We start from the raw sequence: 26,107 nt of genomic DNA on the forward strand, positions 1-26,107 counted from the left end.
GTCGGTTTCCAGCCGGTCACTTGGCGCCTCCGATCCGCCGGACGAACAGGAAGTTGACGGCCGCGCCGATGAGGATCAGCAGGAACAGCAGCCAGGCGGCCGCCGCGGCGTAGCCGTAGTCGAACTCGCGGAAGCCCTGCTTGACGACGAACATTGCCACCGTCTGGAACTGGCCCTGCGAGCCGCCGTCCACGTTGCCGTTGTAGAAGGTGGTCGGCTCGGAGAACAGCGTCAGGCCGCCGATCGTGGAGTTGAGCACCACGAAGATCATGGTCGGGCGCAACATCGGCAGGGTGATCTGCCAGAACTGCCGCCGCCGGGAGGCGCCGTCGATGGCGGCCGCCTCGTACAGGTCCTTGGGGATCGTCTGCATGCCGGCCAGGAAGATGATGGCGTTGTAGCCCGTCCAGCGCCAGTCGACCATCGCGGCGATGGCCAGCCAGGACGGGAGGCGCTCGGCCCGCCAGTTGGTCTTCTCGACGCCGACCATGCCCAGGACCCAGTTGACCAGGCCCCAGTCGCGGGCGAACAGCTGGGTGAACACCACCGCGACCGCGACCACCGAGGTGACCAGCGGCAGCAGCACGCTCATGCGGATCGGCAGGCGCCAGCGGAACTTCTTGTTCAGCGCGTTGGCCAGGAACAGCGCCATCAGCATCTGCGGGATCGTGGCCAGCAGGAAGATGCCGACGGTGTTGGTGACGGCGTTCCAGAAGTCCTCGTCGGTCAGCAGCGCGGTGTAGTTGCCCAGCCCGGCCCACTCGGTGTCGCCGGCCAGGTCGTAGTCGTAGAGCGAGTAGTAGAGCGTGAAGGCCAGCGGGAACAGCCCGAAGGCGGCGAACAGCAGGAAGTACGGGGACACCAGGGCGTACGGCATGGCCTTGACGTCCAGTCGTGAACGCCACAGGCGGCCGGGCGGGCGGGCGCGGCGACGATTGCTCCGCGCCGCCCGCGGAAGGGTGTCGAGGCTCATAACAGACCTTTCAGCGGCAAGCCCGGCCCGCGCTCGCGGGCCGGGCGGGGGAAGATCAGCCCGCGGCCTTCACCGCGTCGTCGACCAGCTGCTGCCAGGCCTTGTCGTAGGGGACCGAGCCGTCGTCCATGCCCTGGACGACCGACTCGACCGCGTTCTTGACCTGCGCGTGCTTCACGCCCAGGAAGACCGGCTGCAGGCTCTCCGCGGACTTGGCGAAGATCTCACCGATCGGGGCGTCGCTGAAGAACTCGTTCTTCGCGCCCTGCACGGCGGTGTCGGCCTGCGCCTTGCTGTTGCTCGGCATGTTGCCGAAGTCGGTGAAGATGCTCGCCTCGGTCTGCGCGCCGGTCAGGTAGTCGGCGACCTGCGCGGCCTCCTTCGGGTGCTTGGACTGCTTGGGCACGGCCAGCCACGAGCCGCCCCAGTTGCCGCCGCCGCCGGGCACCGAGGCGACGTCCCACTTGCCCTTCATGCCGTCGCCGGCGTTGCCGGAGACCACGCCGAGCATCCAGGACGGGCAGCCGACCGTGGCGAAGGCGCCCTTCTGGGTGCCCGCGGCCCACTCGTCGGTGAAGTTGCGCAGCTTGGCCGTCAGGCCGGACTGGCTGAGCTTCGAGGCGAAGTCGAAGCCCGCCTTCACCGCCGGGTTCTTGTCGACGATGAGGTTGTTGTCCTTGTCGAAGTAGGCGACGTTGCCGTTCTTGGCCGCCTCCTGGTACAGCACCACGTTGTAGAGCGTGTTCGTGCCGTCGGTGAACTTGGTGTCCTTCACCTTCGCCTGGAACTGCTGGCCGACCTTCATGAAGTCGTCCCACGTCGGCCACAGCGCCGCGACCTTCTCGCGGTCCGTGGGCAGCCCGGCCTTCTTGAACAGGTCCGCGCGGTAGCAGAGGCTCATGCCGCCGATGTCGGTGCCGAGGCCGAAGATCTTGCCGTCGGCCGTGACGCCGTTCTCCCACTTCCAGGCCGGGAAGTCGGCCTTGCGGCCCTCAAGGCCGTACTCCTTCAGGTCGGCCCACCACTCGGGGTGCGCCTTGGCCAGGCCCATGCCGCCCTCGTCGATGCCGATGACGTCGCCCGCGCCGTTGCCGGACTGCAACCACTGGATCATCTGCGGCCAGTACTGCTGCTCGAACTGGTCGGTCAGGTGCTCTTCCTTGATCTGGATGTCCTTGTGCTCGGCGTTCCACTTCTCGATGGCGTTCTTGTAGCCGAAGTTGGAGCCGCCGCCGAAGGTCTGCACCCGGATCGTGACGGGCTCGGCGGCCGCGGAGGAGGCGGGGGCGTTGCTGGCGGCCGGCGTGTCGCCGCCGCTGCCGCACGACGCGACGGTCAGCGCCGCCGCGGCCAGGGCTGAGGCCGCGGCCAGACCGCGACGCTTGCTGATCATCATGGTGGGACCCCTTCTCGGGTTAATGGTGGGGAGGTGCACCGCGGCACGCGCTCCGCCGCGGTGGGAGTGTTTGGGAGCGCTCCCACAAAGGGTGCACTTACCGGCTGTGTCCGTCAATCCGCCGAAACGGAACCGTTACCAACCGTGCGATTTGCCGCCCCTAATCAGGATTTATCGGCATGAAGGGTGTAAAGGGCTGCTTGGGAGCGCTCCCACCTCAAGAGACATCTTTTGTGCCGCATCAAGGGCATGTCGCCCGGACAGCCTGGCCTTGCTCCCGGTTGCGCCCCGCTGTCACCCTGTGTGACGGTTTGCTGGCACGTTCCAAACCTTCCGCCCGCCTCAGCAGGCGGCGGCGCGCTGGCCTACCTGGGCCCGCTCGCGGGCGTTGCGCGTCATCGAGGCCGCCCGCTCGAACTCGGCCCGTGCCTCGCCGCGCCGGCCCAGCTTGAACAGCAGGTCGCCGCGGACGCTCGGCAGCAGGTGGTAGCCCTTGAGCGACGGCTCGTCCACGATCTGGTCGAGCAGCTCCAGGCCGACCGCCGGTCCGTAGGCCATCGACAGCGCGACCGCGCGGTTGAGCTCGACGACGGGGGAGCGCGCCAGCCGGGCCAGCGACTCGTACAGGGCCGCGATGCGTACCCAGTCGGTGTCGCCGGGATCGACCGCGCGGGCGTGGCAGGCGGCGATGGCGGCCTGCAACACGTACGGGCCGCCCGTGCCGCCGCCCAGTCCCTCCGCCCGCGCCAGAGCCGCGAGCCCACGGCCGATGAGCAGCCGGTCCCACACGCTGCGGTCCTGCTCCAGCAGCAGCACCGGCTCGCCGGACGGCCCCACACGCGCCGCCGCCCTGGACGCCTGGATCTCCATGAGCGCGACCAGCCCGTGCACCTCGGGCTCGGCGGGCATCAGCCCGGCCAGCACCCGGCCCAGCCGCAGCGCGTCCTCGCACAGGGCGGGCCGCATCCAGTCGTCGCCCGCGGTCGCCGAGTAGCCCTCGTTGAAGATCAGGTAGATGACCTCAAGTACGGACGACAACCGCCCCGCCAGCTCCGCCCCCTGCGGCACCTCGAACGGCACCCGCCGCTCGGCCAGGGTGCGCTTGGCGCGCACGATCCGCTGGGCCGCCGTCGATTCGGGGATCAGGAACGCGCGGGCGATCTCGCCGGTGCTCAGCCCGCCGAGCACCCGCAACGTCAGCGCCACCCGCGCCTCCGTCGACAACGCCGGATGGCAGGCGGTGAAGACCAGCCGCAGCAGGTCGTCCTCGATCTCGTCGGCCTCGGGCGGCTCGTCCCCGGCGCTCTCCAGTCGGTGGCCCAGCTCGGCCAGGTTGCGCGCCATCCGTTCGTTGCGGCGGATCAGGTCGATGGCCCGGCGCTTGGACACCGTCATCAGCCAGGCGCCGGGGTTGCGCGGCACGCCGGACTCCGGCCACTGCTCCAGGGCCGCGACCAGCGCGTCCTGGGCCAGCTCCACGGCGAGGCCGACGTCGCGGACCAGCCCGGCGAGCCCGGCGATGAGCCGGGCCGCCTCGATCCGCCAGACCGCCTCGATCGCCCGGTGGGTGTCGGAAGCCATCACCGGCCCATGACACCAGCCCGCGCCCCGGCCCGCAAGCGGAGGTCAGTGCTCCCGTCCGCCCAGACGCCGGCGCATGGCCCTCTCCCGTTCGATCTCCGCCGGGTCGGAGGAGCCCGCGTCGGGCGGGTCGGAGGGGTCGTGCACCCGCCACACGTCGAGCCCGATGCCCTCGTGGCCACCCGGCACGGGCAGGCGCAGCGCCCACTCGATGGCCTCCTCCCTGGACTTCACCTGGATCAGCCAGAACCCGGCGATCAGCTCCTTGGCCTCGGCGAACGGGCCGTCGATCACGCTCGCCCCGCCGGCGCTGTAGGCGATCTGCGCGCCCTGCGAGCTGGGGTAGAGCCCCTCGGCGGCCAGCAGCACGCCCGCCTTGGCCAGCGCCTCGTTGTAGGCGTGCATGTTGTCGACGATCTCCTGGCTGGGCAGTTCCCCGGCCTCGGTCGCCGGATTCGCCTTGCCGACGATCATGAATTTCACGCTGCGGTCCCTTCTGTCGCACGGCCCCCGCTCCGGGGGCCGGTCCCGTATGCGCGTCGAACGGGCGCCGGCCGGATCGACACGCGGGCCGTCCCGTCTCAGGGCACGGTACGGGAAAGGCCGGTGAAGGGCAGGCCCGGGATGTGCCATTCTCGACCCATGTCCGAACCCGCCGGGGACGTCCTCGCCCCCAACCGAGCCCTGTGGGACGAACGCGCCCGGATCCACGGCTCCACCGCCGCCGACAGGTTCTACGACGTCGGCGCCTTCCGCGACGGCCACCAGACCCTCTACGCGCTCGAACGCCGCCTGGCGGGCGACGTCGCCGGCCAGGACCTGCTCCACCTGCAGTGCCACTTCGGCATGGACACGCTGAACTGGGCGCGTCTCGGGGCGCGGGTCACCGGCGTCGACTTCTCCCCGGTGGCGGTCGCGCGGGCTCGCGACCTGGCCGCGCGGGCCGGGCTGGCGGCGGCCTTCGTGGAGGCCGACACGCAGCGGCTGCCCGAGGAGCTGGCCGGCGGCTTCGACGTGGTGGTGGCCACGTACGGCGTGTTGTGCTGGATCGGCGACCTCGGCGCGTGGATGCGCGGGGCGGCCATGGCGCTGCGGCCCGGCGGGCGGCTGGTGCTGGTCGACCTGCATCCGGCCTACCAGACCGTGGCCTCGGTCGACCCGCTGGTCGCCGACTGGCCCTACGGCGGCGGCGAGGCCCACCGGGAGACGGTGACCGGCACGTACGCCGACGCCGGGGTGGTGACCGAGGCCCAGGAGTCGGTGCAGTACCCGTACTCGGTGGGGGAGATCGTCACCGCGGCGGCGCGGGCCGGGCTCACGGTGGCCGAGCTGGGCGAGCACGTCGCGACCGAGATGGACCCGCGCGGGCTGCTGGCCGCGGGCGCGGACGGCCTCCACCGGTTCCCCGTCGACGGGACGAACCTGCCGATCCTGTACTCGCTGCTCGCGGTGCGGCCCTGAGACGCGGCGAGCGCGCGTCCCCCACGGGGACACGCGCTCGAAAGCCGGGGGTCAGCCCGCGTACTGCGGGTAGCCGTAGCCGACGACCTGCGACTTCGGACGGACGCGCTCCTCGACCTTGCCGTTGCCGGTGTTGCCCTCGATCGTGGAGATCGTGCCGTCGTGGTTGTCCTTGACGACGAAGCCGACGTGCTGGATGGCGCCCAGGTTCTTGCTGCCGCTCCAGGAGAAGAAGACCACGGCGCCGGGCTTGGCCTGGCTGCCCCAGCGCTTGTTGGCGGCGAACCACTTGGCGTGGGCGACGGTCCAGGCGTCCCAGCCGACCTGCGGGCGGGCGCCGGTCTCCTCGCCGACCCAGGAGACGAACATCGAGCACCAGGGGGCGTTGATGTAGTCCTGGCGGCTGCCGCCGTCGCGGGCGACGGTCTCGTCGGCGCGCTGGGAGTCGGCGTACCACTTCTGGAACTTGGTGCCGCCGCCGTAGGCGTTCTCCGAGGTGCCGACCTGGGCCTTGGCCATGGCCAGCACCTGGGCGGCGGTCACGTTGACCTGGGTCTCGGTGGGGATGCGGGCCTGGGTGGCGGCCTCGGGCGCGACGGCCGCCTGCGCGGAGGCGGCGGCCGGGTCGGTGGTGTCGGCGCTCGCGGCGGTGGCGTGGGCGCCGAGCGCGGAGGCGATGACGGTCACGCCGAGCGGGGCGCGGGCGTAGTTGATCTTCGGGGCACGGGAGAGACGGTGTATGGCCATCGAGGGCATTAACTCCTTGCTTCCATGCCGCTTACCGGGTTAGCTGACGGGTTCGGACGTGGAAGCTGCCCTACGGCACCGAAGTGCCGATTCACCCCAAAGGACGTGGGTCCCCGGTTCCGCCCGGAGGCGGATTCAGCGGTCACAGGACGATCCTGTGAAATGTCGTGCGATGGTTGAACAAAGTCGGACAAACCGGACGTCTGCCACGAGATGCCCCACAAGGTAATACATCGGGCAAGAGTGTGGCAACTGCCTAAAGGCCCAGCTAGGAGAGTTGTCCGCGCGCGTCGGCCAGAAGTCCCATCATGGCAAGGGATTCGTCAAGCGGCATGATCGTGCTCTCGGTACGGCCCTCGGCCGTGGCGGCGCGCACCTCGCGCAGCTCCCCGGCGTAGCCGTTGTCCGCCGGATCGAGCACCAGCTCCTCCGGCTCCATCGACGGCCCCGACAACAACACCCGCTCCGGCGCCCAGAACGGCGCCCGGATGTCGGCCCGCATCGACGTGCCCACCACGCTCGCGTCGTTGGGGTGGTGCGCGAGCAGCGACACGTCCACCAGCGCCCGCCGTCCGCCCGGGTAGAGCAGCACCCCGCCCGCCTCGGCGTCGACCCCGCTGGGCGCCAGCGAGCCGGTCACCCGCAGCCCCTCCGGCATGCCGAGCAGGAGCTGAGCCAGCCCGAACGGGTAGATCCCGAGGTCGAGCAGGGCCCCGCCGCCCAGCTCCGGCGCCCACAACCGGTGGGCGGGATCGTAGGGCAGCGCGAACCCGAACGAGGCCCGCACCGAACGGATCTCACCGAAGCGCGGATCGGCCGCCACCCGCTGGATCAGCGGGTTGAAGCGCATCCACATGGCTTCCATGAGGAAGACCCCGGCCGCGCGCGCCAGCGCCACCATGCGCTCGGCGTCGGCCACAGTGGCCGCCAGCGGCTTCTCGCACAACACCGACTTGCCCGCCGCGATGGCGGCCTCGGCCACCTCCAGGTGCTGGGCGTGCGGGGTGGCGACGTAGACCGCGTCGACGGCCGGATCGGCGCACAGGGCCTCGTAGGAGTCGTAGGCCGACTCGGCGCCCAGCGGCAGGGCCAGCGCCCGCGCCCTGACCAGGCTCCGCGAGCCGACGGCGGCCACCCCCATGCCCGGCTCGGCCACGATGGCCGCCCCCACGGTACGCGCGATGCCGCCGGTCGCCGCTATCCCCCACGTGAAATCTCGCACGCCCGAGATCGTAGAGCGCTCAGGTCAGGTTGAACGAGTCGGGGTCGGGCCCGATGCGCCGCCCCGCGTTCATCGCGCCGAGGGCCGCCATGTCCTCGGCGTCGAGGATGAAGCCGAACACGTCGAGGTTCTCCTCGATCCGCGCCGGGGTGACCGACTTGGGGATCGCCACGTTGCCGAGCTGGAGGTGCCAGCGCAACACGATCTGCGCGGGCGTCCTGCCGTACTTCTCCGACAACACGCCGAGCGCCGGGTCGGCCAGCAGTCCCTTGCCCTGCCCGAGCGGGCTCCACGCCTCGGTCAGGATGCCGTTGGCCTCGTGGAAGGCCCGCATCTCGCGCTGCTGGAAGTACGGGTGCAGCTCGATCTGGTTGATCGAGGGCGTGATGTCGGTCTCGTTCATCAGCCGGGTCAGGGTGGCGACGGTGAAGTTGGAGACCCCGATGGCCTTGGCCCGGCCGTCCCGGTAGATCTTCTCGATCGCGCGCCACGCCTGTACGTACTTGTCCTGCTGGGGCACCGGCCAGTGGATCAGGAAAAGATCTACGTAGTCGAGGCCCAGCCGGGCCAGGCTCTCGTCGAAGGCCTGCTCGGCCCGGCCGTGGTCGCCGTTCCACAGCTTGGTGGTGACGAACACCTTCTCCCGGGGAATCCCGGCGGCGCGCACGACGCCGCCGACGCCCTCCTCGTTCTCGTAGGCGGCGGCGGTGTCGATATGCCGGTATCCGGCGCGCAGCGCGGTCGTGACGGCCCGCTCGGCCTCGTCGGCCGGGACCTGCCAGACGCCGAAGCCGAGCTGCGGGATCTGCACACCGTCTGTGTTGAGCATCAGCGAGTTCATACCCTCCATTGTTCACGTGTCGTTTCTTGCGGCTTAAGCAGGCCGGGCTACCTTGAGGCGGGTCGTGCAAGGCCATCCACCGGCTGGGGGAAACAGAGTGGTCAGACAGGCGTCGGCCTGGGTGGAGTCTCCGCTCCAGATGCTGTGCGCCGTCGAGGCCCACCATGCCGGGCTCCTCGGTCCGCAGACCCTCGTCGTGCCGCGCGCCGGGCTGCGTCCGCTGCGGGCCACCCGCAAGGAGCTGCGCCGCCTCGACCTGCCCGCCGGCCTGGTGCTGGACGAGCCGCGCGAGGGCATGCCGCGCCGCGTCCAGGCCGTCGGCGACGCCTTCTCCGGCAAGGTCCAGATGCGCTGGCTGACCTCCAACCCCGGCCGCATCGTCATCGTGGACGACGGCCTGGCCACGCTCAGGCTGCTCGAACTGCTGGCCGCCGGGCCGTACCGGCCGCTGCTGCGGGCGCGGGCGACGCCGTCGCGGACGCGCGCGCTGCTCGGCCTGGCCGCCGCGCTGCGGCTGCGGATGAGCCGCGTGTCGGTCTTCACCGCGCTGCCCGTCCCCGACGAGCTGGCCGCCGCCGTCCGCGAGGCGGGCGTCGACCTCGTACGCCACGACTTCGCCTGGCTGCGCGCCCAGCCGCCCAGCGTCCACGGCCCCGCCGAGCGCACGGTCGTCCTCGGCACCTCCCTGGTCCGCAACGGCCTGGTGCACCGCGACCATTACCTGCGCTGGCTGACCGAGCTGGCCGGCCGCGAGCCGCTGGCCTACTACCCGCACCGCCGCGAGGACCCCGTCGACCTCGCGCTGATCAGGGAGCGCCCCGGCATCACCGTGCACGACGCGGGCGTGCCGGCCGAGCTGACGCTGCGCGGCCTCGACGCCGGGCAGCGGGTGCTCAGCCTCCCCTCGACCGCGATCACCTCGCTGCGGGTGCTGCTCGGCCCGCGCGGTGTCGAGGTCGAGCCCGTCGAGGTGCCCGACGATTGGTGGACCAGCAGGGCGGCCCCCGACCTGCGATCGCATTTGACAGGAGCTTCCAGGTGAGGGTGCTGGCGGTAGCCGACTCCGACTCGTATCTGAAGTGGGCGGCCTGCCTGCTCGACGACCTGCCCGCGGGCTGCGAGACGGAGCTGGTGGTGGTGCGTACCCCGATCGCGCCCTCGGCGGAGCAGATCGCGGCGGCGGTGGGCGGGCGCGCGGCGCCCCCGGTGTTGTCGGCGCGGTCGCTGCGCCGCCTGGCCGAGCGCACCAGGCCCGACGCGATCCTCGTCGGCTGCACCGGCCCGGTCGTGGACGTGCTGGTGGCCGACGTGCTGGCCGGGCTGCGGCCGCGGCCGGTGTTCGTCAGCGGGCTGCCGGGCATCTCGGTGCCGGCGACGGAGAAGGCGTGGTTGTTCCGCAGCGGCTGCGACCTGTTCGTGGTGCACAGCGAACGCGAGGTGGCCGAGTTCTCCGGCATCGCCGCCCGGCTCGGCGGGGGAGGGGCGGTCGGGCTGGCCCGGCTGCCGTTCCTGCGGCCGGGCGCGGCGGCCGGCATCGGCGACCGGATCGTGTTCGCCACCCAGGCCAAGGTGCCGCGGGCGCGCGAGGAGCGCGAGCGGGTGCTGCTGTCGCTGGCCGAGCTGGCCGCACGCCGGCCCGGCCTGGAGGTCGTGGTCAAGCTGCGCGCGCTGGAGCACGAGCGGCAGACCCACAACGAACGCCACCACTACCAGCGGTTGTGGCGCGAGATGGGCGAGCCGGGCCGGCTGTCCTTCGCGGCCGGGTCGATGCACGAACAGCTCTCGCGGGCGGCCGGGTTCGTCACGGTCAGCTCGACGGCCGCGCTGGAGGCCATCGCCATGGGCGTGCCGTCGCTGGTGCTGAGCGACTTCGGCGTCAACGCCGAGATGATCAATCTGGTGTTCGAAGGCAGCGGCCTGCTCGGCACCCTCGACGAGCTGGCCCTGGGCGACTTCCGTACGGCCGAGCCGGGCTGGTGCGAGGCCAACTACTTCCACCCGGCCGGCCGCGACGACTGGGCGCGGCTGCTGACCGGCCTGGCCGCGGCCGGGGAACGGGAGCCCGCCCGCTCGCTGCTGGACGGGCCCGAGCACGCCGCCGCCCGCCGCCGGGCCCGGTTGCGCGTCGAGGTGCCGCCCACGATGTTGCGGGCGGGCTACCGGGCCAAGCGGCGGGTGCGCCGCTACCTCAGATCGCTGACCTGATCTTCCTGCGCAGCCTGGAGAGCGCCGAGGGCGGCTCGGCCAGCCCCAGCGTCTCCAGGCGCTTGCGCTTGAAGTAGCGCCCGTCGAAGGCCAGGCCCGACGGGCGCAGCTCCGGATAGGCGTCGGCCTGCATGCAGTAGCCGACCGCCCGTACCAGCGCGGCCAGGTCGGTCCGCGGTGGCTGGTCGATCACGCCGTCGGCGCCCAGCCGGGGCAGCAGCGCGTCCACGATCGTGGCCGGGATCCTGTTGCTGTTCTCGTACGGCGTGAGCCGGTCCAGCACCAGGTCCGCGCCGAAGGAGGCGACCGGCAGGTCGAAGTAGCGGCGGGCGGTCATCAGGCCGGTGGAGAAGCAGCCCACGACCAGCTCGGGCCGCAGCGCCGCGAAGCACACCTCGGCGGGCACGCTCTCCCCGGCGACCGTCAGCCGTACGCCCAGAGGCTCGGCCGCCGCGCGCAGCAGTTGCGCGTGCCGGCGTCCGGCCGCCGGGTGCGGCTTGAACACCACGCTGGTGTGGCCTCGGGCGACCAGCGCGCGCAGCATCGCGGTGTGCAGCTCGGCCTCCTCCTCCGGCGTGACGATCTCCAGGGCCGACAGGTACTGGCCGAGGATGACCGCCTGCCCGGCGAGCATGTCGGGCGCGGTGGAGGCCACCTCGCGTACGACCGAGAGGAAGCGTTCGCCCGGCAGGACGACGGGCGGCACGCCGTACTCGCTGAGCAGCAGCGGGGTCAGGCCCGGCACCAGGTCCAGGTGGAGCAGGCGCTCGATGCGGCGGGAGATCTCGGCCGGCAGCGGGTCGCGGGTCGGCCCGTAGCTCATCAGCCCGTCGGAGTAGACGGTGATCGGGCAGTCGCGCACCAGGCCGGCGATCGTCCGCGCGGGCGGCACCGCGATCGACTCCAGCACCAGCTCCTCGACCTCGTCCAGGGCCAGGTACGAGCGGATCAGCCGCTCGAACATCGGCACCTCGATGACCCGCGCCCGCCAGTCGGAGGGGTGCAGCGGCGCGATCAGGTCGTTCCAGGAGTGCACCTCGTCGAAGCGCGAGCGCAGCACGGCGAAGCCCGGCGTGTTGTCGAGCGGCACCGACACCTCGGGGATCGCCGCGTTGTTCGACACGAGGAGCACGCGCCGGCCGTCGCCGAAGCGGCCGTCGTCGATGGCCGCGGCCAGCGACATCGCGCCGAACAGCGTCGAGGCGTAGAAGACCTTCATCAGGAGTCCTCCCGATCCCGGCGGATCCGGACGTGGGGGCTGGGGGGAATGTCGGGCACCAGGGCCCGCAGCGCGGCCTCCCGCTCGACGGCCATCCGCGACACCGCGTCGGCCACCAGCGCGGCGGGCAGGCCGCGGACCATCTGCGCGCCGCGCTCCTCGAAGCGGGCGCGCAGCGCGGGCGTGAACCGGCCGGCCAGCTCCAGGTGGTGGGCGAGCAGCGCGCAGAAGTTACGTGCCGCCTTGGGCAGGAACTCCGGCTCCAGGTCCTTCAGGACCAGCTCGAAGGCGTCGAAGAAGTGCAGTTGCCGCTCGTCGCCGACCTGCGTCAGCGAGCCGGACACCAGGCGCCGGTAGAACACCCCGGCCAGCGACACCACCGCGAACGTGGCCGCCTCCCGGTGCAGCCGCCAGATCCACGGCCGGTCCTCGGCGGTGTGCAGCGAGCCGGGGAAGTGCAGCAGGTCCCGCAGCGAACGCCGGTAGACCCCGGCCCACGCGTACGGGTAGTCCACCATGGTCCGCATCCCCGCGGGCAGGATCGCCCCGCGGGGGTCGAGCACCACGCCGCGCCGCGACAGCGGGGCCCGGTGCACCACCCGTTTGCGGCCCTCCACCTGGACGTGGTCGACGCGGACGAAGTCGCAGCCGAGCCCGTCGATGGCCGCCACCAGCCCGGCCAGGTAGCCGGGGGCCAGCCAGTCGTCGCCGTCCATGAACGTGACGTACCGCCCCGAGGCGGCCGACAGCCCGGTGTTGCGGGCGTCGGCCAGTCCCACGGGGGCGGGGTTGCGCAGCACGGTCAGGCCGGGCAGGTCGCGGGCGAAGTCGGCGATGATGTCCGGGGTGGCGTCCACGGAACCGTCGTCCACGACGATGAACTCGAAGTCGCGCCGGGCGTTGCGGCCGAGTGAGGTGAGCGCGTCGGCGATGAAGCGCTCACCGTCACGCACCGGCACGACGACGGAGAGAGTGGTCGGCGTCATGACTCAGACGGTCACCCGGCGCAGCCGGGCCTTGGGCGCCTCCTCGCCGGGGAAGACGCGCTTGACGCCGTCTCCCATGGCCTGCTCGATGATGCGGATGTCGCGTACCAGGTGCTCAAGGCCGGACGGCTCCAGGGAGGCGGCGTGGTCGGAGCCCCACATGGTGCGGTCGAGCGTGATGTGCCGCTCCACGCACACGGCGCCGAGGGTGACCGCGGCCAGGGAGATCTGCAGGCCGCGCTCGTGCCCGGAGTAGCCGACGGGCACGCCGTAGCGCTCCTTCAGCGTGGTGATCGTGCGCAGGTTGGCCTCCTCCGGCGGCAGCGGGTACGTGGAGGTGGCGTGCATCATGATCAGCCGGTCGGTGCCCAGGATCTCGACCGCCTGGTCGATCTCCGACAGCGTGGACATGCCGGTGGACAGGATGAGCGGCTTGCCGGTGGCGGCCAGGGCGCGCAGCAGCTGGTGGTCGGCGACGCTGGCCGAGGCGATCTTGTGGGTGAGCACGTCCATGCTCTCCAGGAACTCCACCGACGGCACGTCCCAGGGGGAGGCGAACCAGTGCAGCCCGCGCTCGTCGCAGTACTTCGCGATCTGCCGGTACTCGTCGTGGCCGAACTCGGTGCGCTCCTTGTACTCCAGGTACGTCATCTCGCCCCACGGCGTCTGCCTGATCTGGCCCTTCTGCTCCTCGGGCACGCAGATCGCGGGGGTGCGCTTCTGGAACTTGACCGCCTGGCAACCCGCGTCGGCCGCCACGTCGATCAGGCGGCGGGCGATGTCGAGGTCGCCGTTGTGGTTGATGCCGATCTCGCCGATCACGTACACGGGCTCGCCGTTGCCGACCAGCACGTCGCCGATCGCGACCGGGCCGAGCCGCGGCCGGACCTTGGCCTCGGCGACCGGCGCCTCGGGCCGGGCGGCCACGACCAGGTCGCACAGCTCGCGCACCGCGCCGGAGCCGCCGGGCCTGGTCAGCACCACGCGGGCGGCGGCGCGCACGCGCGGGTGCGCGTCCGGGGTGGCGATCGGCCAGCCGACCTCGGCCATCGGGCCCAGGTCGTTGACGTCGTTGCCGACGTAGGCCACGCGCGCCGGGTCCAGGCCCTCGATGGTCAGCCAGTCGCGCAGCACCGTGCGCTTCTCGGCCAGGCCCTGGAGGACGGGCACGCCCAGCTTGCGGGCGCGGGCGGCCACGACCGGGTTCTGCTCGGTGGACATCACCAGCACCTTGACCCCGGAGCGGCGCAGCAGCGCGACGCCCATCCCGTCCGAGCGGCTGACCAGCACCATCTCGCGGCCATCGGAGTCGATGTAGGCGCGGTCGTCGGTGTGCACGCCGTCGAAGTCGGTGATGACCGCGTCCACGTCGATCGGCTCGGGCCGGTCGATGAACGGCGCGAGGGCGCGTACCAGCTCCAGGTCCTCGGGGTTGTCGACCTCGATGGCGTGCTGCGGCGGCACCGGCTGCACGGCGACCTCGCCGAAGAAGCGGTGGCCGTGCTCGCGCAGGCCGGCGGTGCGCATGACGTAGAAGGCGCCGTTCTCGCGGAACTCGGGCTCGCGGTCCTGCCTGCGCTGCCGTACGGCGGGGTCGTGGTTGACGCCCGCGCCGGCGGCGGTCCACAGGAACTCGTGCGTCGGCAGGCCGGACACGACCGAGTCGGCCTCGCCGTCCAGGACCTTGCGCACGGCGGCCGACAGGTCGGCCGGGTCGATGAACGCGCTGGTGCACTGCACGAGCACGACCACCTCGGGGTCCTCGCCGAGCGCGTCGAGCGCGTGCAGCACGGCCGACTCGCTGGAGGCGGTCGCGCCGCTCAGCTCCTCGGGCCGCTCCACCACGGACGCCCCCGCCTTGCGGGCGGTCTCGGCGATCTGCGGGTGGTCGGTGCTGACCACGACCTGGTCGACGAGCTCGGCCCGCAGGCACGCCCGTACCGCGCGGGTGACCAGCGGGACGCCCCCGACCAGGGCGAGGTTCTTCAGGGGTACGCCCGCCGAACCTCCGCGGGCGGGAACAACGGCCAAGACTCGCAAGTGTCTTCTCCTCAGTGCATCGGATCGCACCCAGAAGCTAGAGGGCCGGATTGAACGGGCAGCGTCACCGCCATTAACTTTCCATGGGGATCCGGTAGAGCAACTCTGGCCGGCCCACCCCGCCGTACTGCGGGACGCGGACCGCCATCCCCTGCTCCACCAGGTGTTCCAGGTAGCGGCGGGCGGTCACCCGGGACACCCCGACCGCCTCGGCCACGTTCTGCGCGGAGCTGCCGTCAGGCCGTTCCCGCAGCCGCGCCGAGACGGCGTCGAGGGTGTCGCGGGCCAGCCCTTTGGGCAGCTCGGAGGTGCCGCGCAGGGTGCCGAGCACCCGGTCGACGTCGCCCTGCGCGACGATCGTGCCGGTGTCCTGCCTGAACCGGGCGTAACGCGCCAGCTTCTCGGCCAGGGTCGCGTAGGTGAACGGCTTGAGAAGGTACTGGGAGACGCCCAGCGACACCGCCGAGCGCACCATCGCCAGGTCGCGCGCGGAGGTGACGGCGATGACGTCGCACAGCAGCCCGCCGGCCCGCACCGCGCGGCACACCTCCAGGCCGTGCATGTCGGGCAGGTACAGGTCGAGCAGGATGAGGTCGACCGGCCGCCCGCGCAGGAACCGCAGCGCCTCGCCGCCGGAGCGCGTCACCCCGGCCACCTCGAAGCCGGGCACCCGCCCGACGTAGACCCGGTTGGCCTCGGCCGTGATCTCCTCGTCCTCCACGATCAGCACGGACACCGCCGCATCCGGCCGGTTCATCGGACCCGCTCCGGGACCGGCAGCCGCACCGTGAACGCCGACCCGGCCACCTCGATCGTGCCGCCCAGCCGTCGCACCGCCTGTCCGACCAGCGCCAGCCCGAGCCCATGGCCGTCGCCCTTGGTGGTCCAGCCCTTCGCGAACGCCTCCGGCGCGGTCAGCCCCGGCCCGTCGTCGGCCACCCTGATCACCACCCCCTCCTCGCCCGCGCTCAGGTGCACCTCGACCCTGGTGGCCGCGTCGAGGGCGTTGTCGACCAGGTTGCCGACGATCGTCACCAGGTCGCGCGGGTCCAGGCCCAGGTCGTCCAGGTCGCTGTCGCGCGTGAGCAGCAGCTCGCCGCCGCGTTCGGCCGCCTCGGCGCTCTTGCCGAGCAGCAGCGCGGCCAGCACCGGCTCGCGTACCGCGCCGACCACCCGGTCGGTCAGCTCCTGCGCCGCGCGCAGTTCGGCCGTGCCCAGCGCGACCGCCTGCTCGGTGCGTCCCAGCTCGACCAGCGTGATCACGGTGTGCAGCCGGTTGGCGGCCTCGTGCGCGGCCGAGCGCAGCGAGTCGGCGAAGCCGCGCTCGGCGTCGAGCTGCCCGGCCAGCGCCTGCAACTCGGTGTGGTCACGTACGGTCACCACCGTGCCGAGCCTGCTGGCCGCGCTGTTGACGGCCAGCACCCGGTCGCCGGCCAGGTGCACGCGTTCCTCATGGCCCTCCAGCAGCCCCGACAGGCCCAGCTCGGCCACGTGCCGGCCCTCGGCGTCCGGCGGCAGGTCCAGGAGCTGCCCGGCGGCGTCGTTGCAGAGCGTCAGCGTGCCGTCCAGGCCGACCAGCAGCAGTCCCTCCCGTACGGCGTGCAGGACGGCGTCGTGGTGGTCGTGGATGCGGCCCAGCTCCACCGGGCCGAGCCCGTGGGTCTGACGGCGCAGCCGTACGGTCACCAGCCACGTCCCGGCCGCGCCCAGGCCGAGCGCGAGCGCGGCGATCAGGCCGCCCCAGACGAGCTGCCCGCGCAGCCTGGCGCTGATCCGGTCGATCGTGATGCCCGCGCTGACCAGGGCCCGTACCCGGCCGCCGGACCACACGGGCGTCACGGCCCGCTTGGAGGGGCCGAGCGTGCCGGTGTAGGTCTCGATGAAGGTCTCCCCGGCCAGCGCCCGCCCGGTGTGGCCGAGGAAGCGCCGGCCGATCTCGGCCGGGTTCGGATGGGTGTAGCGGGTGCCGTCCGGTTTCATGATGGTGACGAAGTCGACGCCCGTCCGCTCGCGCACGCGCTCGGCGTACGGCTGCAGCGCGAGCGTCGGCTCCGGGTCGTCCAGGGCCGCCGCCACGCCGGGCGCGGCCGCCACACCGACCGCCACGGCCCTGGCCGTGGCACCGGCCTCCTCGGTGAGCAGGCGGTGGGCCTGCACGAGCGCGAGCACCGCGCAGCCCGTCACGGCGACCGCGACCACGAGCAACTGCAGGACCAGCATCTGGCCCGCCAGGCTCCAGCGGCGCATGAGGCCCCCTTGCGTGAACGAAACGAACTCAATCGTGACGTGGGTCACAGTGAGGCGCATAGTCGCACGGCCAGCCCCTTTTTCCAAAGCGGTGGAGAGAACCCCCCATGCGTGATCGCACTCGTTACCTGTACCTGGCCGTCATCGGCGCGGTCCTGCTCGGCATCCTGGTCGGATTCGTCTGGCCGGACGCGGGCAAGGAGCTCAAGCCCCTCGGCACCGGGTTCGTGGCCCTGATCAAGATGCTGATCAGCCCCATCATCTTCTGCACGATCGTGCTCGGCATCGGCTCGGTACGCCAGGCCGCCAAGGTCGGCAAGGTCGGCGGCCTGGCGCTCGGCTACTTCCTGGTGATGTCCACCGTGGCCCTGGTCAACGGGCTGCTGGTCGGCAACGTCATCGACCCCGGCTCCGGCCTGCACCTGACCGACGCCGCCAAACAGGCCGCCGAGGCCGAGGCGGCCAAGGGCGAGGCCACCGGCGGAGTGGACTTCCTGCTCGGCATCATCCCCGTCACCCTGGTCTCGGCCTTCACCGAGGGCTCGGTCCTGCAGACGCTGCTGGTGGCGCTGCTGGCCGGGTTCGCGCTGCAGGCGATGGGGGAGCGGGGCACGCCGATCCTGCGCGGCGTCGAGCACGTCCAGCGGCTCGTGTTCCGCATCCTCGCCATGGTCATGTGGGCGGCGCCGGTGGGCGCGTTCGGGGCGATCGCGGCCGTCGTCGGCGCCACCGGGATCGAGGCGCTGAAGAGCCTGGCCATCATCATGATCGCCTTCTACGTCACCTGCCTGCTGTTCGTGGGCGTGGTGCTGGGCGCGCTGCTGTGGCTGGTGGCCCGGATCAACCTGTGGTCGCTGCTGCGCTACCTCGGCCGGGAGTTCCTGCTGATCCTGTCGACGTCCTCGTCGGAGACGGCGCTGCCGCGGCTGATCGCCAAGATGGAGCACTTCGGCGTGAGCCGGACCGTGGCCGGCATCACCGTGCCGACCGGCTACTCCTTCAACCTCGACGGCACCGCCATCTACCTCACCATGGCCACGCTGTTCATCGCCTCGGCGACCGGCTCGCCGCTCCAGGTGGGCGAGCAGATCTCGTTGCTGCTGTTCATGATGGTGGCCTCCAAGGGCGCCGCGGGCGTGACCGGCGCCGGCCTGGCCACGCTGGCCGGCGGCCTGCAGTCGCACCGCCCCGAACTCGTGGACGGCGTCGGCCTGATCGTCGGCATCGACCGGTTCATGTCCGAGGCCAGGGCGCTGACCAACTTCGCGGGCAACGCCGTGGCCACCGTCGTGGTCGGCACCTGGACCGGCGAGTTCGACCGGGAGCGCGCCGCCGAGGTGCTGGCCGGGCGGGCGCCGTTCGACGAGTCCACGCTGCTCGACGACGACCGCCCCGAGCCCGAGGCGGAACGGGAGGTCGTACGCGTCTAGGGTTTGCGGCCGACGCCCGCGTAGCCCATGCGGGCGAAGTCCTCGTCGTAGAAGGCCGGGCTCGCGGGGTCGGTGAACGGGAAACCGATCTCCGGCCCTTTGCCCGTGGTCAGACCGGGCGGGATCAGCTCGAAGTCGCCGAAGAAAGCAGCGATCTTCTCACCGGGCCGCGGGCAGAACGGCGTGCTGGCCCGGCGGTAGAAGTCGCGGACGCGGGCCACCCGCTCGGGGGCGTGGTCGCTGCCCGCGTGCGAAATGGCCAGGTAGCTGCCCGGCGCGAGCGCGTCGCGGTAGGCGGCCACGACACCGTACGGGTCGTCCTTGTCGGGGATCAGGTGCAGCAGGAACATCATGAGCACGGCGACCGGCCGGTCGAGGTCCAGCAGCCCGCGCACCTCGGGGCTGTCCAGCACCTCCCGCGGGCGCCGGACATCGCCGTGCAGCATCACCACCCGTTCGGGCCCGGCCAGCAGTGCCCGCCCGTGGGCGGCCACCACCGGGTCGTTGTCCACGTAGACCACCCGGGCCTCCGGTACGAGCCGCAGGGCCACCTCGTGCACGTTCTCCGCGGCCGGCAGGCCGGAGCCGAGGTCGAGGAACTGGGTGACGCCCCGGTCGCACAGGTAGCGGACCACCCGGCCGATCAGCAGCCGGTTCTCCCGCGTGCCGTCCCTGACCTCCGGCATGGCGCTCAGCACCAGCTCGGCCAGCTCCCGGTCGGCCGGGAAGTTGTTCTTCCCGCCCAGGAAGTAGTCGTACATGCGCGCGGAGTTGGGGATGTGGGGGTCCACGCCGCGGGGCGCTTCTCGCGTCATGCGAGCATGATCCACTAACCGGTCGCCGGAAATCTACGCTTCTGGCATCAGATGGCCGGAAGTCTGAGGACGAACCGCGCCCCGCCCCGGCGGTCCTCCACGCAGACGCTGCCCCGGTGGGCCATCGCCACGTCCCTGGCGATGGCCAGCCCGAGCCCGGTGCCGCCGGAGTCGCGGCTGCGGGCGGCGTCCAGGCGGGTGAAGCGCTCGAAGATGCGTTCGCGGTCGGCCTCGCGGATCTCCTGCCCGTCGTTCTCCACCGCCAGGACGGCCGTGCCGCCCCTGGCCGGGCCGGCCTCCCTGGCCACCACGACCTTCACCAGGGTCTCGGCGTGCCGCTGGGCGTTGTCCAGCAGGTTGGTCAGCACCCTGGCCAGTTGCAGGCGTACGCCCTCGACGACCACGCCCTCGATCAGCTCCAGGCGCGTGGGCAGCTTGTCGCTGCGTACGGCCAGCTCCTGACGTACCAGGTCGGCCAGGTCCACCGGCTCCCTGGCCACGTCCACGCGGGAGCCGATCCTGGCCAGCAGGAGCAGGTCGGTGATGATCGCCTCCAGCCGGTCGGTGTCGCGCAGCGCGCTGTCCACCAGGGCCTCGACGTCGGTGTCCTCCGGGTAGAGCTGGGCGCTCTCCAGCTGGGCGCGCAGCCCGGCGATCGGGGTGCGCAGCTCGTGCGAGGCGTCGGAGGCGAACTGGCGTTGTTGCAACGCGGAACGTTCCAATCGGGCCAGCGTGTTGTTGATCGCCTTGGCCAGCATGGCGACCTCGTCCTCGCCGCCCGGCTGGGTGACGCGGTGGCTCAGGTCGCCGGCGCTGACGGCGTCCAGTTCGGCGCGCATGGTGGCCACCGGGCGCATCGCGCGTCCCGTGACCAGCCAGGTCGCCCAAGAGGTGAGCGCGATCAGCGCCGCCACCTGGGAGAACACGATGATCTCCAGCGTCTGCGAGGCCAGTACTTCGGGGGTGCTGCGCCCGGCGTAGACGATGGGGGAGTCCGGGGACATGCCGGCCTTGACCGCCGACAGGTGGATGCACTCGGTCGGCAGGCAGTTGGTGGTGTTGACGACCCGGCTCTCGGCGGTGGGCCGTACGTCGCTGAGCGGCGGCAGGTTCCTGGCCGCGTCACTGCTGGCCAGGACGCGGCCGTCGGCGCCGACGACCTGGATCAGGTCGATGGACGGGTTGGGCACCGGGATCGTGGAGCCCTGCGGCAGGCCGCCGGCGCGCATCTCGGAGGCCACGCGTTCGGCGGTGTCCCGCGTGTCCCGGTAGACGCCGCTCGTCACCAGGGACCGCGAGACGATGCACCCGGCGATGCCCACGGGGATCAGCACGAGGGCGGCTACCACCGTCGCGATGAGGGTGACGCGTCCGCGCAGGGAGCGGGCCCACAGGGGTGACACTCCCCGAGACTACTAACCGTAATTGCCGCCAAATGCCGCGTTAAGGGAAAGGTTCCCCCAACGTCAGCGCTGGATCCAGACGGCGGTGTCCGGCGGGATCGAGCCGTCGGTGGCGAGCGGGCCGCTGGCGAGCAGCACCGTGCCGGGCACGACCGGGGCGATCGGCTCCTCGCCGGTGTTCAGGACCACGACCAGGCCCGGGTGGCGCTCGATGGCCAGAACGTCCTTGGGGGCCTCCAGCCACCTCAGCGTGCCGCCGCCGAGCGCCGGGTGCTCCTTGCGCAGCCGCAGCGCGGCGCGGTAGAGGTTCAGCGTGGAGCCGGGGTCGTGCTCCTGGGCCTCGGCCGACAGCGACGTCCACGACTCCGGGATCGGCAGCCACGGGTCGTTCCAGCCGCAGCCCGGGGCGCTCGTCCACGGGACCGGCACCCGGCAGCCGTCGCGGCTCTCCCCGGTGCGCCGGAAGGCCGGGTCCTGCCGCAGCTCGTCGGGCAGGTCGAGCACCTCGGGCAGGCCCAGCTCCTCGCCGTTGTAGAGGTAGGCCGAGCCGGGCAGGGCCAGCATGAGCAGGGTCGCCGCGCGGGCGCGGGCCAGGCCGCCGTGCCGGGTGACGTGGCGGGGCTTGTCGTGGTTGGACAACACCCAGGTGGTGGGCGCGCCGACCAGCTCGGCCTCCGCCAGCGACTTCTCGATCACCGTACGGAACGACTTGGCGTGGAAGTCGGCCATCATGAACTCGAAGTTGAACGCCTGGTGCAGCTCGTCGGGCCCCACGTACCGGGCCAGCCGCTCGGGCGAGGACACCCACGCCTCGGCCACGGCCATGCGCCCGCCGGGGTAGGAGTCGAGGATCGGCCGCCACTCGCGGTAGATGTCGTGCACGCCGTCCTGGTCGAAGTAGGGCACGCGCTCGTCGCCCAGCATCTCGGCCTGCCGGCCCTCCTTGGGGCCCACGTCGGGCAGCCCCTCGGCCTTGATCATGCCGTGCGCCACGTCGACGCGGAAGCCGTCCACGCCCCGGTCCAGCCAGAAACGCAGGATGTCGCGGAACTCGGCGCGTACCTCGGGGTTGTCCCAGTTGAGGTCGGGCTGCTCGGGCGCGAACAGGTGCAGGTACCACTGGCCGTCCTCGACCTGGGTCCAGGCCGGGCCGCCGAAGATGGACTCCCAGTCGTTGGGGCGGTCGCGGAAGACGTAGCGGTCGCGCAGGCCGGCCTGGAACCAGGGGTGCCGGTCGGAGGAGTGGTTGGGGACCAGGTCCACGATCACCCGTACGCCGCGCTCGTGCGCCTCGGCGACCAGCGCGTCGAAGTCGGCCAGCGAGCCGAACATCGGGTCCACGTCGCGGTAGTCGGCCACGTCGTAGCCGCCGTCGGCCATGGGGGAGGTGTAGAAGGGGCTCAGCCAGATCGCGTCCACGCCCAGCCCGGCGAGGTAGCCCAGGCGCTCCCGCACACCCTTGAGGTCGCCGGTGCCGTCGCCGTCGGCGTCGGCGAAGCTCCGGGGGTAGACCTGATACACGACGGCGTCCCGCCACCAGTCGTCGTTGCCGAGCATGGCTTTCCTTCCCCCGGATGTCCGTGATGTCTGGTGCAGGATGTCGCGCGCGCTTGCGACAGGTCAAGTGCAAGTTTCGGAAAGTTGCAAACTGCTCGTCAGGCCGTGATCACCCGCGGGGACGAGGTCAGCGGGTCACGGGTCGGATGTGGTTCCGGTAACGCTCTTTCGCAAGTTCTTCCAATTCTTGCAAAGAGCCGCTAACGTCCCGGAAACGTAAGCCGTGAAAGCGGTTAATAACGATCTTCTTTGGCGGCGGCGCACGCAGGCGCCGCCGCTCCTCCATGACCTCGGGAGGTCTCATGCGAGTACGGGTTCTGGGAGTGGCCGCCCTGTCCACCCTCGCGTTCGCCGCTACGGCTTGTGGTGACTCCGGCGCGCCCGCACCGGCGGCTCAGCCGAGCGGCCCGGCCTCGTCCTCCGCCCCCGCGCCCAGCGGCGGCACCCTCGTGATCTGGGCCGACACCAACCGGGTCAAGCCGCTCAAGCCCTTCGCCGACCAGTTCGGCACCGAGAACGGCGTGACCGTCGAGGTGAAGGAGATCAGCAAGGACAACCAGCAGACCTTCCTGACCGCCTCGCAGCAGGGCAGCGGCCCGGACATCATGATCGGCGCCCACGACTGGATCGGCAACCTGGTCCAGAACGGCGCCATCGACCCGGTCACCCTGACCGACGAGCAGAAGGCCGCCTTCCCCGAAATCGCCATGAAGGCGGTTACCTTCAACGGGCAGGTGTACGGCGCCCCGTACGCGGTGGAGAACATCGCCCTCATCCGCAACACCAAGCTCGCCCCCGACGCCCCCGCCACCCTCGACGAGATGATCGAGAAGGGCGCCGAGCTGAAGAAGGCCGGCAAGGTCAAGGAGGTGCTCTGCCTGCCCGTCGGCCAGAAGGGCGACGCCTTCCACGTCTACCCGATCTTCGCCTCCGGCGGCGGCGCGCTGTTCGGCGCGACCCCGGCCGGCGACCCCGACCCCAAGCAGGTGCTGCTCGGCTCCGACGACTCGGTCAAGGCGTTCGGCAAGCTGAAGGACCTGGGCGAGAAGGGTGACGGCGCGCTGAAGACGTCGATCACCAACGAGAACTACATCGTCAACTTCGCCGCCGGCAAGTGCGCCTACCTGATCTCCGGCCCGTGGGCCATGAGCGAGGTCAAGAAGGGCGGCATCTCCTACGACATCACGCCCGTCCCGGCGTTCAAGGACGGCAAGCCGGCCACGCCGTTCGTCGGCGTCCAGTCCTTCTTCGTGGCGGCCAAGGGCAAGAGCAAGGCCCTGGCCCAGGAGTTCGTCGCCAACTACGTGACCAACAAGGACGTCGCCAAGGCCCTGTACGAGGCCGACCCCCGGCCCCCGGCGCTGACCGCCGCGCTCCAGGAGGTCCAGGCCACCGACCCCGACGCCCTCAAGTTCATGGACGCCGGCAAGAACGGCATGCCGATGCCCGCCATCCCCGAGATGGCCGCGATCTGGGAGCCGTTCGGCATCGCCGAGACGGCCGTGGTCAAGGGCGGCGACGCGGCCAAGGCCGCCGCGGCCGCGCAGAAGGCCATCGACGGCGCGCTCAAGAACTGACATGTCACTGGACATGCACGAGGCCGTGGGGACGACCCCGTCCCCGCGGCCTCGCCGGGAGCTCACCACGGCGTTCTTGGTGAGCAGGATCGCGGTGCTCGCCGTGGCCGCCGCGATCCTGCTCTACGCCGTGCCGCCGCTGGTCGCCACGCGCTCGTGGGTCTCGCTCACGCTGCTGGGGCTGGCCTCGGCGGCCATCGCCGGCCTCTACCTGACCCGCCGCTTCGTCCCGGGCAAGTATCTCGTCCCCGGCACCGTCTTCCTGATCGCCTTCCAGGTGCTGCCCGTGCTCTACACGGTGACCACAGCGTTCACGAACTTCGGCGACGGGCATCGCGGCGACAAGGCCGCCGCCGTCACCGCCATCGAGACCGGCTCGGTCCGCCAGGCCCCCGGCTCGCCCGAGTACGGCCTGACCGCCGCGCTGCGCGGCGACGAACTGGTGTTCCTGCTGGTCGACCCGAAGACCAAGCAGGTACGCCTCGGCACCCCCGAAGGGCTCACCCCGCTGGAGGGCGCCCAGGTCGGCGTCACCGGCAAGGTGTTGTCGGCCCCCGGCGTGACCGTGCTGAAGGCCCCCGAGGCGGCCGCCCGCGGCCCGGAGATCTCCGCGCTGTCCGTGCCGACGCCCGGCGGCGTGATCAAGGCCAACGGCCTGAGCCGGGCCGTGGAGGGCAAGGCGGCGCTGGTCTACGACGCCGCCTGCGACTGCGTCCAGGGCGACGGCGGCACCTGGAAGGCCGACGAGGCCCAGGGCTACTTCGTCAACGCCGACGGCGACCACCTGGCACAGGGCTGGCAGGTGAACGTCGGCCTCGACAACTTCACCCGCGTCCTGACCAATCCCACCATCTCCGGCTACTTCGCGGGGGTGCTGGGCTGGAACCTGGTGTTCGCGGTGGCCTCCGTGGCCGGCACGTTCGCGCTCGGCATGGCCGTCGCGCTGGCGTTGCACCACCCGCGCATGCGCGGCACGAAGGCCTACCGGATCGCGCTGATCCTGCCGTACGCGATGCCGGCCTTCGCCATGCTGCTGGTCTGGCGCGACATGTTCAACCGCGACTTCGGCCTGATCAACCAGTTCTTCGGGCTGAGCGTCGACTGGCTCGGCGAACCCGCCACCGCCCGCTTCGCGGTGATCCTGGTCAACGTGTGGCTCGGCTTCCCGTACATGTTCCTGGTCACCACCGGCGCGCTCCAGGCGATCCCGCGCGAGCTGACCGAGGCGGCCTCCATCGACGGCGCCACGCCGTGGAAGGCCTTCCGCCGGGTGACGCTGCCGCTGCTGCTGGTCGCGCTGACGCCGCTGCTGATCTCGTCGTTCGCGTTCAACTTCAACAACTTCAACGCCATCGCGCTCACCACCGACGGCGGGCCGTTCCCGGCCGAGAGCCCCCAGGTCGGGGCCACCGACCTGCTGATCACCTACACCTTCCGGCTGGCGTTCGGCGCGGGCGGGGCGCAGTTCGGGTTCGCGGCGGCGATCTCGGTGTTCATCTTCGCGATCGTGGCGGTCATCTCGGCCGTGGCCTTCCGGCGTACCCGCAGGCAGGAGGAGGTCTACGCATGAGGATGGCGCTCCGGCACGTGTTCGTGCTGCTGGTGTGCGCGTTCGCGCTGTTCCCGATCCTGTTCGTGGTCTCGGCCGCGATCAACCCGATGGGCACGCTGGCCTCCACCGACCTGCTGCCGTCGGGGGCGAGCCCGAACAACTTCGTCAACCTGCTCACCTCCGACAGCTATCCGTTCGGCCGGTGGTTCTTCAACTCGGTGTTCATCGCGCTGGTCTCGTCGTTCGCGAGCCTGCTGCTGTCGATGCTGGCCGCCTACGCCTTCAGCCGCATGCGTTTCGCCGGCCGCCGGGTCGGGCTGCTGGCGCTGCTGCTCATCCAGATGTTCCCGCAGTTCCTGGCCATCGTGACGATCTTCATGATCTTCACCAGGGTGACCGAGCTGTACCCGGCGTTCGGCTTCAACACCGTCTGGGGACTGCTGCTGCTCTACCTGGGCGGCGCGCTCGGCGTGAACACCTGGCTGATGAAGGGCTTCCTCGACACCGTGCCCAAGGAGCTCGACGAGGCCGCCACCGTGGACGGCGCCACCCACGCGCAGATCTTCTGGCGGGTCATCATGCCGCTGGTCACGCCGATCCTGGCGGTCACCGCTCTGCTGGCCTTCATCGGCATCATGAGCGAGTTCCTCATGGCGAACGTGTTCCTGCGCGACCCCGAGAGCAAGACCCTCGCCGTCGGCATGTACGGCATGATCGCCGGCGACCACCGCAACGCCAACTTCGGGATGTTCGCCGCGGCGACGTTGCTCACCGCCGTACCCACGGTGAGCGTGTTCCTATGGCTGCAGAAGTACATCGTCTCCGGGCTCACGGCCGGGGCTGTCAAGGGATAGG

22 protein-coding genes and 1 riboswitch are annotated in these 26,107 nt (G+C 71.4%); of the genes, 7 read left to right on the plus strand and 15 right to left on the minus strand.

Going from position 1 to position 26,107, the window contains the following annotated elements; genetic code table 11:
* Positions 1–16: 16 nt before the first annotated feature.
* From DMB42_RS30485 to DMB42_RS30500, 4 genes are all read right to left on the minus strand, one after another.
* Positions 17–973, minus strand: coding sequence for a carbohydrate ABC transporter permease (locus DMB42_RS30485; RefSeq protein ID WP_125639101.1), 957 nt, complete (start codon positions 971–973; stop codon positions 17–19).
* A 55-nt stretch (positions 974–1,028) separates the two neighbouring features.
* On the minus strand, positions 1,029–2,369 hold the full coding sequence (locus DMB42_RS30490) for an extracellular solute-binding protein (protein ID WP_125639103.1): 1,341 nt from the start codon (positions 2,367–2,369) through the stop codon (positions 1,029–1,031).
* Between the two features lie 342 nt (positions 2,370–2,711).
* Positions 2,712–3,950 carry an RNA polymerase sigma factor gene (locus tag DMB42_RS30495; protein WP_125639331.1) on the minus strand — a complete coding sequence of 413 codons (1,239 nt, stop codon included), beginning with the start codon at positions 3,948–3,950 and terminating at the stop codon, positions 2,712–2,714.
* Between the two features lie 45 nt (positions 3,951–3,995).
* Positions 3,996–4,424, minus strand: coding sequence for a YciI family protein (locus DMB42_RS30500; protein ID WP_260478042.1), 429 nt, complete (start codon positions 4,422–4,424; stop codon positions 3,996–3,998).
* A 168-nt stretch (positions 4,425–4,592) separates the two neighbouring features.
* On the opposite strand from DMB42_RS30500, the gene DMB42_RS30505 reads away from it, so the two are divergent.
* Positions 4,593–5,411, plus strand: coding sequence for a class I SAM-dependent methyltransferase (locus tag DMB42_RS30505; RefSeq protein ID WP_185844934.1), 819 nt, complete (start codon positions 4,593–4,595; stop codon positions 5,409–5,411).
* 51 nt (positions 5,412–5,462) lie between these two features.
* Here DMB42_RS30505 and DMB42_RS30510 read toward each other — a convergent pair whose 3' ends face one another.
* From DMB42_RS30510 to DMB42_RS30520, 3 genes are all read right to left on the minus strand, one after another.
* Complete coding sequence (locus DMB42_RS30510) at positions 5,463–6,158, minus strand: CHAP domain-containing protein (RefSeq protein WP_125639111.1); 696 nt, start codon at positions 6,156–6,158, stop codon at positions 5,463–5,465.
* Positions 6,159–6,171: 13 nt separating this feature from the next.
* Positions 6,172–6,309, minus strand: a riboswitch (cyclic di-AMP (ydaO/yuaA leader).
* A 117-nt stretch (positions 6,310–6,426) separates the two neighbouring features.
* Positions 6,427–7,380: a Gfo/Idh/MocA family protein gene (locus DMB42_RS30515; RefSeq protein WP_125639114.1), complete on the minus strand. Its 954-nt coding sequence runs from the start codon at positions 7,378–7,380 to the stop codon at positions 6,427–6,429.
* 19 nt (positions 7,381–7,399) lie between these two features.
* Positions 7,400–8,221 (minus strand): aldo/keto reductase, encoded by an 822-nt coding sequence (locus DMB42_RS30520; protein WP_221762412.1) that lies wholly within the window; start codon positions 8,219–8,221, stop codon positions 7,400–7,402.
* Between the two features lie 97 nt (positions 8,222–8,318).
* Between DMB42_RS30520 and DMB42_RS30525 the strand changes: the two genes are divergently transcribed.
* Positions 8,319–9,263: a hypothetical protein gene (locus tag DMB42_RS30525; protein WP_125639120.1), complete on the plus strand. Its 945-nt coding sequence runs from the start codon at positions 8,319–8,321 to the stop codon at positions 9,261–9,263.
* A complete protein-coding gene (locus DMB42_RS30530; protein ID WP_125639185.1) occupies positions 9,260–10,426 on the plus strand; it encodes a DUF6716 putative glycosyltransferase in 1,167 nt (388 codons plus the stop codon). The genes DMB42_RS30525 and DMB42_RS30530 overlap by 4 nt, the downstream gene beginning before the upstream one ends.
* Here the strand turns inward: DMB42_RS30530 and DMB42_RS30535 are convergent.
* From DMB42_RS30535 to DMB42_RS30555, 5 genes are all read right to left on the minus strand, one after another.
* Positions 10,410–11,645, minus strand: coding sequence for an alpha-2,8-polysialyltransferase family protein (locus DMB42_RS30535; RefSeq protein WP_125639188.1), 1,236 nt, complete (start codon positions 11,643–11,645; stop codon positions 10,410–10,412). The two genes, DMB42_RS30530 and DMB42_RS30535, sit on opposite strands and share 17 nt — an antisense overlap.
* Positions 11,645–12,631, minus strand: coding sequence for a glycosyltransferase family 2 protein (locus DMB42_RS30540; RefSeq protein WP_125639191.1), 987 nt, complete (start codon positions 12,629–12,631; stop codon positions 11,645–11,647). The genes DMB42_RS30535 and DMB42_RS30540 overlap by 1 nt, the downstream gene beginning before the upstream one ends.
* 3 nt (positions 12,632–12,634) lie before the next feature.
* Complete coding sequence (locus DMB42_RS30545; protein WP_260478037.1) at positions 12,635–14,662, minus strand: N-acetylneuraminate synthase family protein; 2,028 nt, start codon at positions 14,660–14,662, stop codon at positions 12,635–12,637.
* 82 nt (positions 14,663–14,744) lie between these two features.
* Positions 14,745–15,428, minus strand: a complete 684-nt coding sequence (locus tag DMB42_RS30550; RefSeq protein ID WP_125639197.1) for a response regulator — start codon at positions 15,426–15,428, stop codon at positions 14,745–14,747.
* The gene (locus DMB42_RS30555; protein ID WP_125639200.1) at positions 15,425–16,918 is read right to left on the minus strand and encodes an ATP-binding protein; all 1,494 of its coding nucleotides are present in this window, start codon (positions 16,916–16,918) and stop codon (positions 15,425–15,427) included. The genes DMB42_RS30550 and DMB42_RS30555 overlap by 4 nt, the downstream gene beginning before the upstream one ends.
* Positions 16,919–17,025: 107 nt before the next feature.
* Between DMB42_RS30555 and DMB42_RS30560 the strand changes: the two genes are divergently transcribed.
* Positions 17,026–18,348, plus strand: coding sequence for a cation:dicarboxylate symporter family transporter (locus DMB42_RS30560; protein ID WP_125639201.1), 1,323 nt, complete (start codon positions 17,026–17,028; stop codon positions 18,346–18,348).
* Here the strand turns inward: DMB42_RS30560 and DMB42_RS30565 are convergent.
* The 3 genes from DMB42_RS30565 to DMB42_RS30575 form a co-directional block, all read right to left on the minus strand.
* Positions 18,345–19,163: an SAM-dependent methyltransferase gene (locus DMB42_RS30565; RefSeq protein ID WP_125639204.1), complete on the minus strand. Its 819-nt coding sequence runs from the start codon at positions 19,161–19,163 to the stop codon at positions 18,345–18,347. The genes DMB42_RS30560 and DMB42_RS30565 overlap by 4 nt on opposite strands.
* Positions 19,164–19,210: 47 nt before the next feature.
* Positions 19,211–20,566: a HAMP domain-containing sensor histidine kinase gene (locus DMB42_RS30570; RefSeq protein ID WP_260478038.1), complete on the minus strand. Its 1,356-nt coding sequence runs from the start codon at positions 20,564–20,566 to the stop codon at positions 19,211–19,213.
* A 63-nt stretch (positions 20,567–20,629) separates the two neighbouring features.
* Positions 20,630–22,123, minus strand: coding sequence for a glycoside hydrolase family 13 protein (locus tag DMB42_RS30575; RefSeq protein WP_125639207.1), 1,494 nt, complete (start codon positions 22,121–22,123; stop codon positions 20,630–20,632).
* Positions 22,124–22,425: 302 nt separating this feature from the next.
* Between DMB42_RS30575 and DMB42_RS30580 the strand changes: the two genes are divergently transcribed.
* The 3 genes from DMB42_RS30580 to DMB42_RS30590 are packed head-to-tail and all read left to right on the plus strand — an operon-like array spanning position 22,426 to position 26,106.
* Entirely contained in the window at positions 22,426–23,700 is a 1,275-nt protein-coding gene (locus DMB42_RS30580; protein WP_125639210.1) for a maltose ABC transporter substrate-binding protein, read from the plus strand.
* A 1-nt stretch (position 23,701) separates the two neighbouring features.
* On the plus strand, positions 23,702–25,270 hold the full coding sequence (locus tag DMB42_RS30585; RefSeq protein WP_125639213.1) for an ABC transporter permease subunit: 1,569 nt from the start codon (positions 23,702–23,704) through the stop codon (positions 25,268–25,270).
* Positions 25,267–26,106 (plus strand): sugar ABC transporter permease, encoded by an 840-nt coding sequence (locus tag DMB42_RS30590; protein WP_221762413.1) that lies wholly within the window; start codon positions 25,267–25,269, stop codon positions 26,104–26,106. Before DMB42_RS30585 ends, DMB42_RS30590 begins: the two co-directional genes overlap by 4 nt.
* Position 26,107: the final 1 nt, after the last annotated feature.

This window comes from Nonomuraea sp. WAC 01424 (assembly GCF_003947315.1).
Lineage (GTDB): Bacteria > Actinomycetota > Actinomycetes > Streptosporangiales > Streptosporangiaceae > Nonomuraea > Nonomuraea spiralis.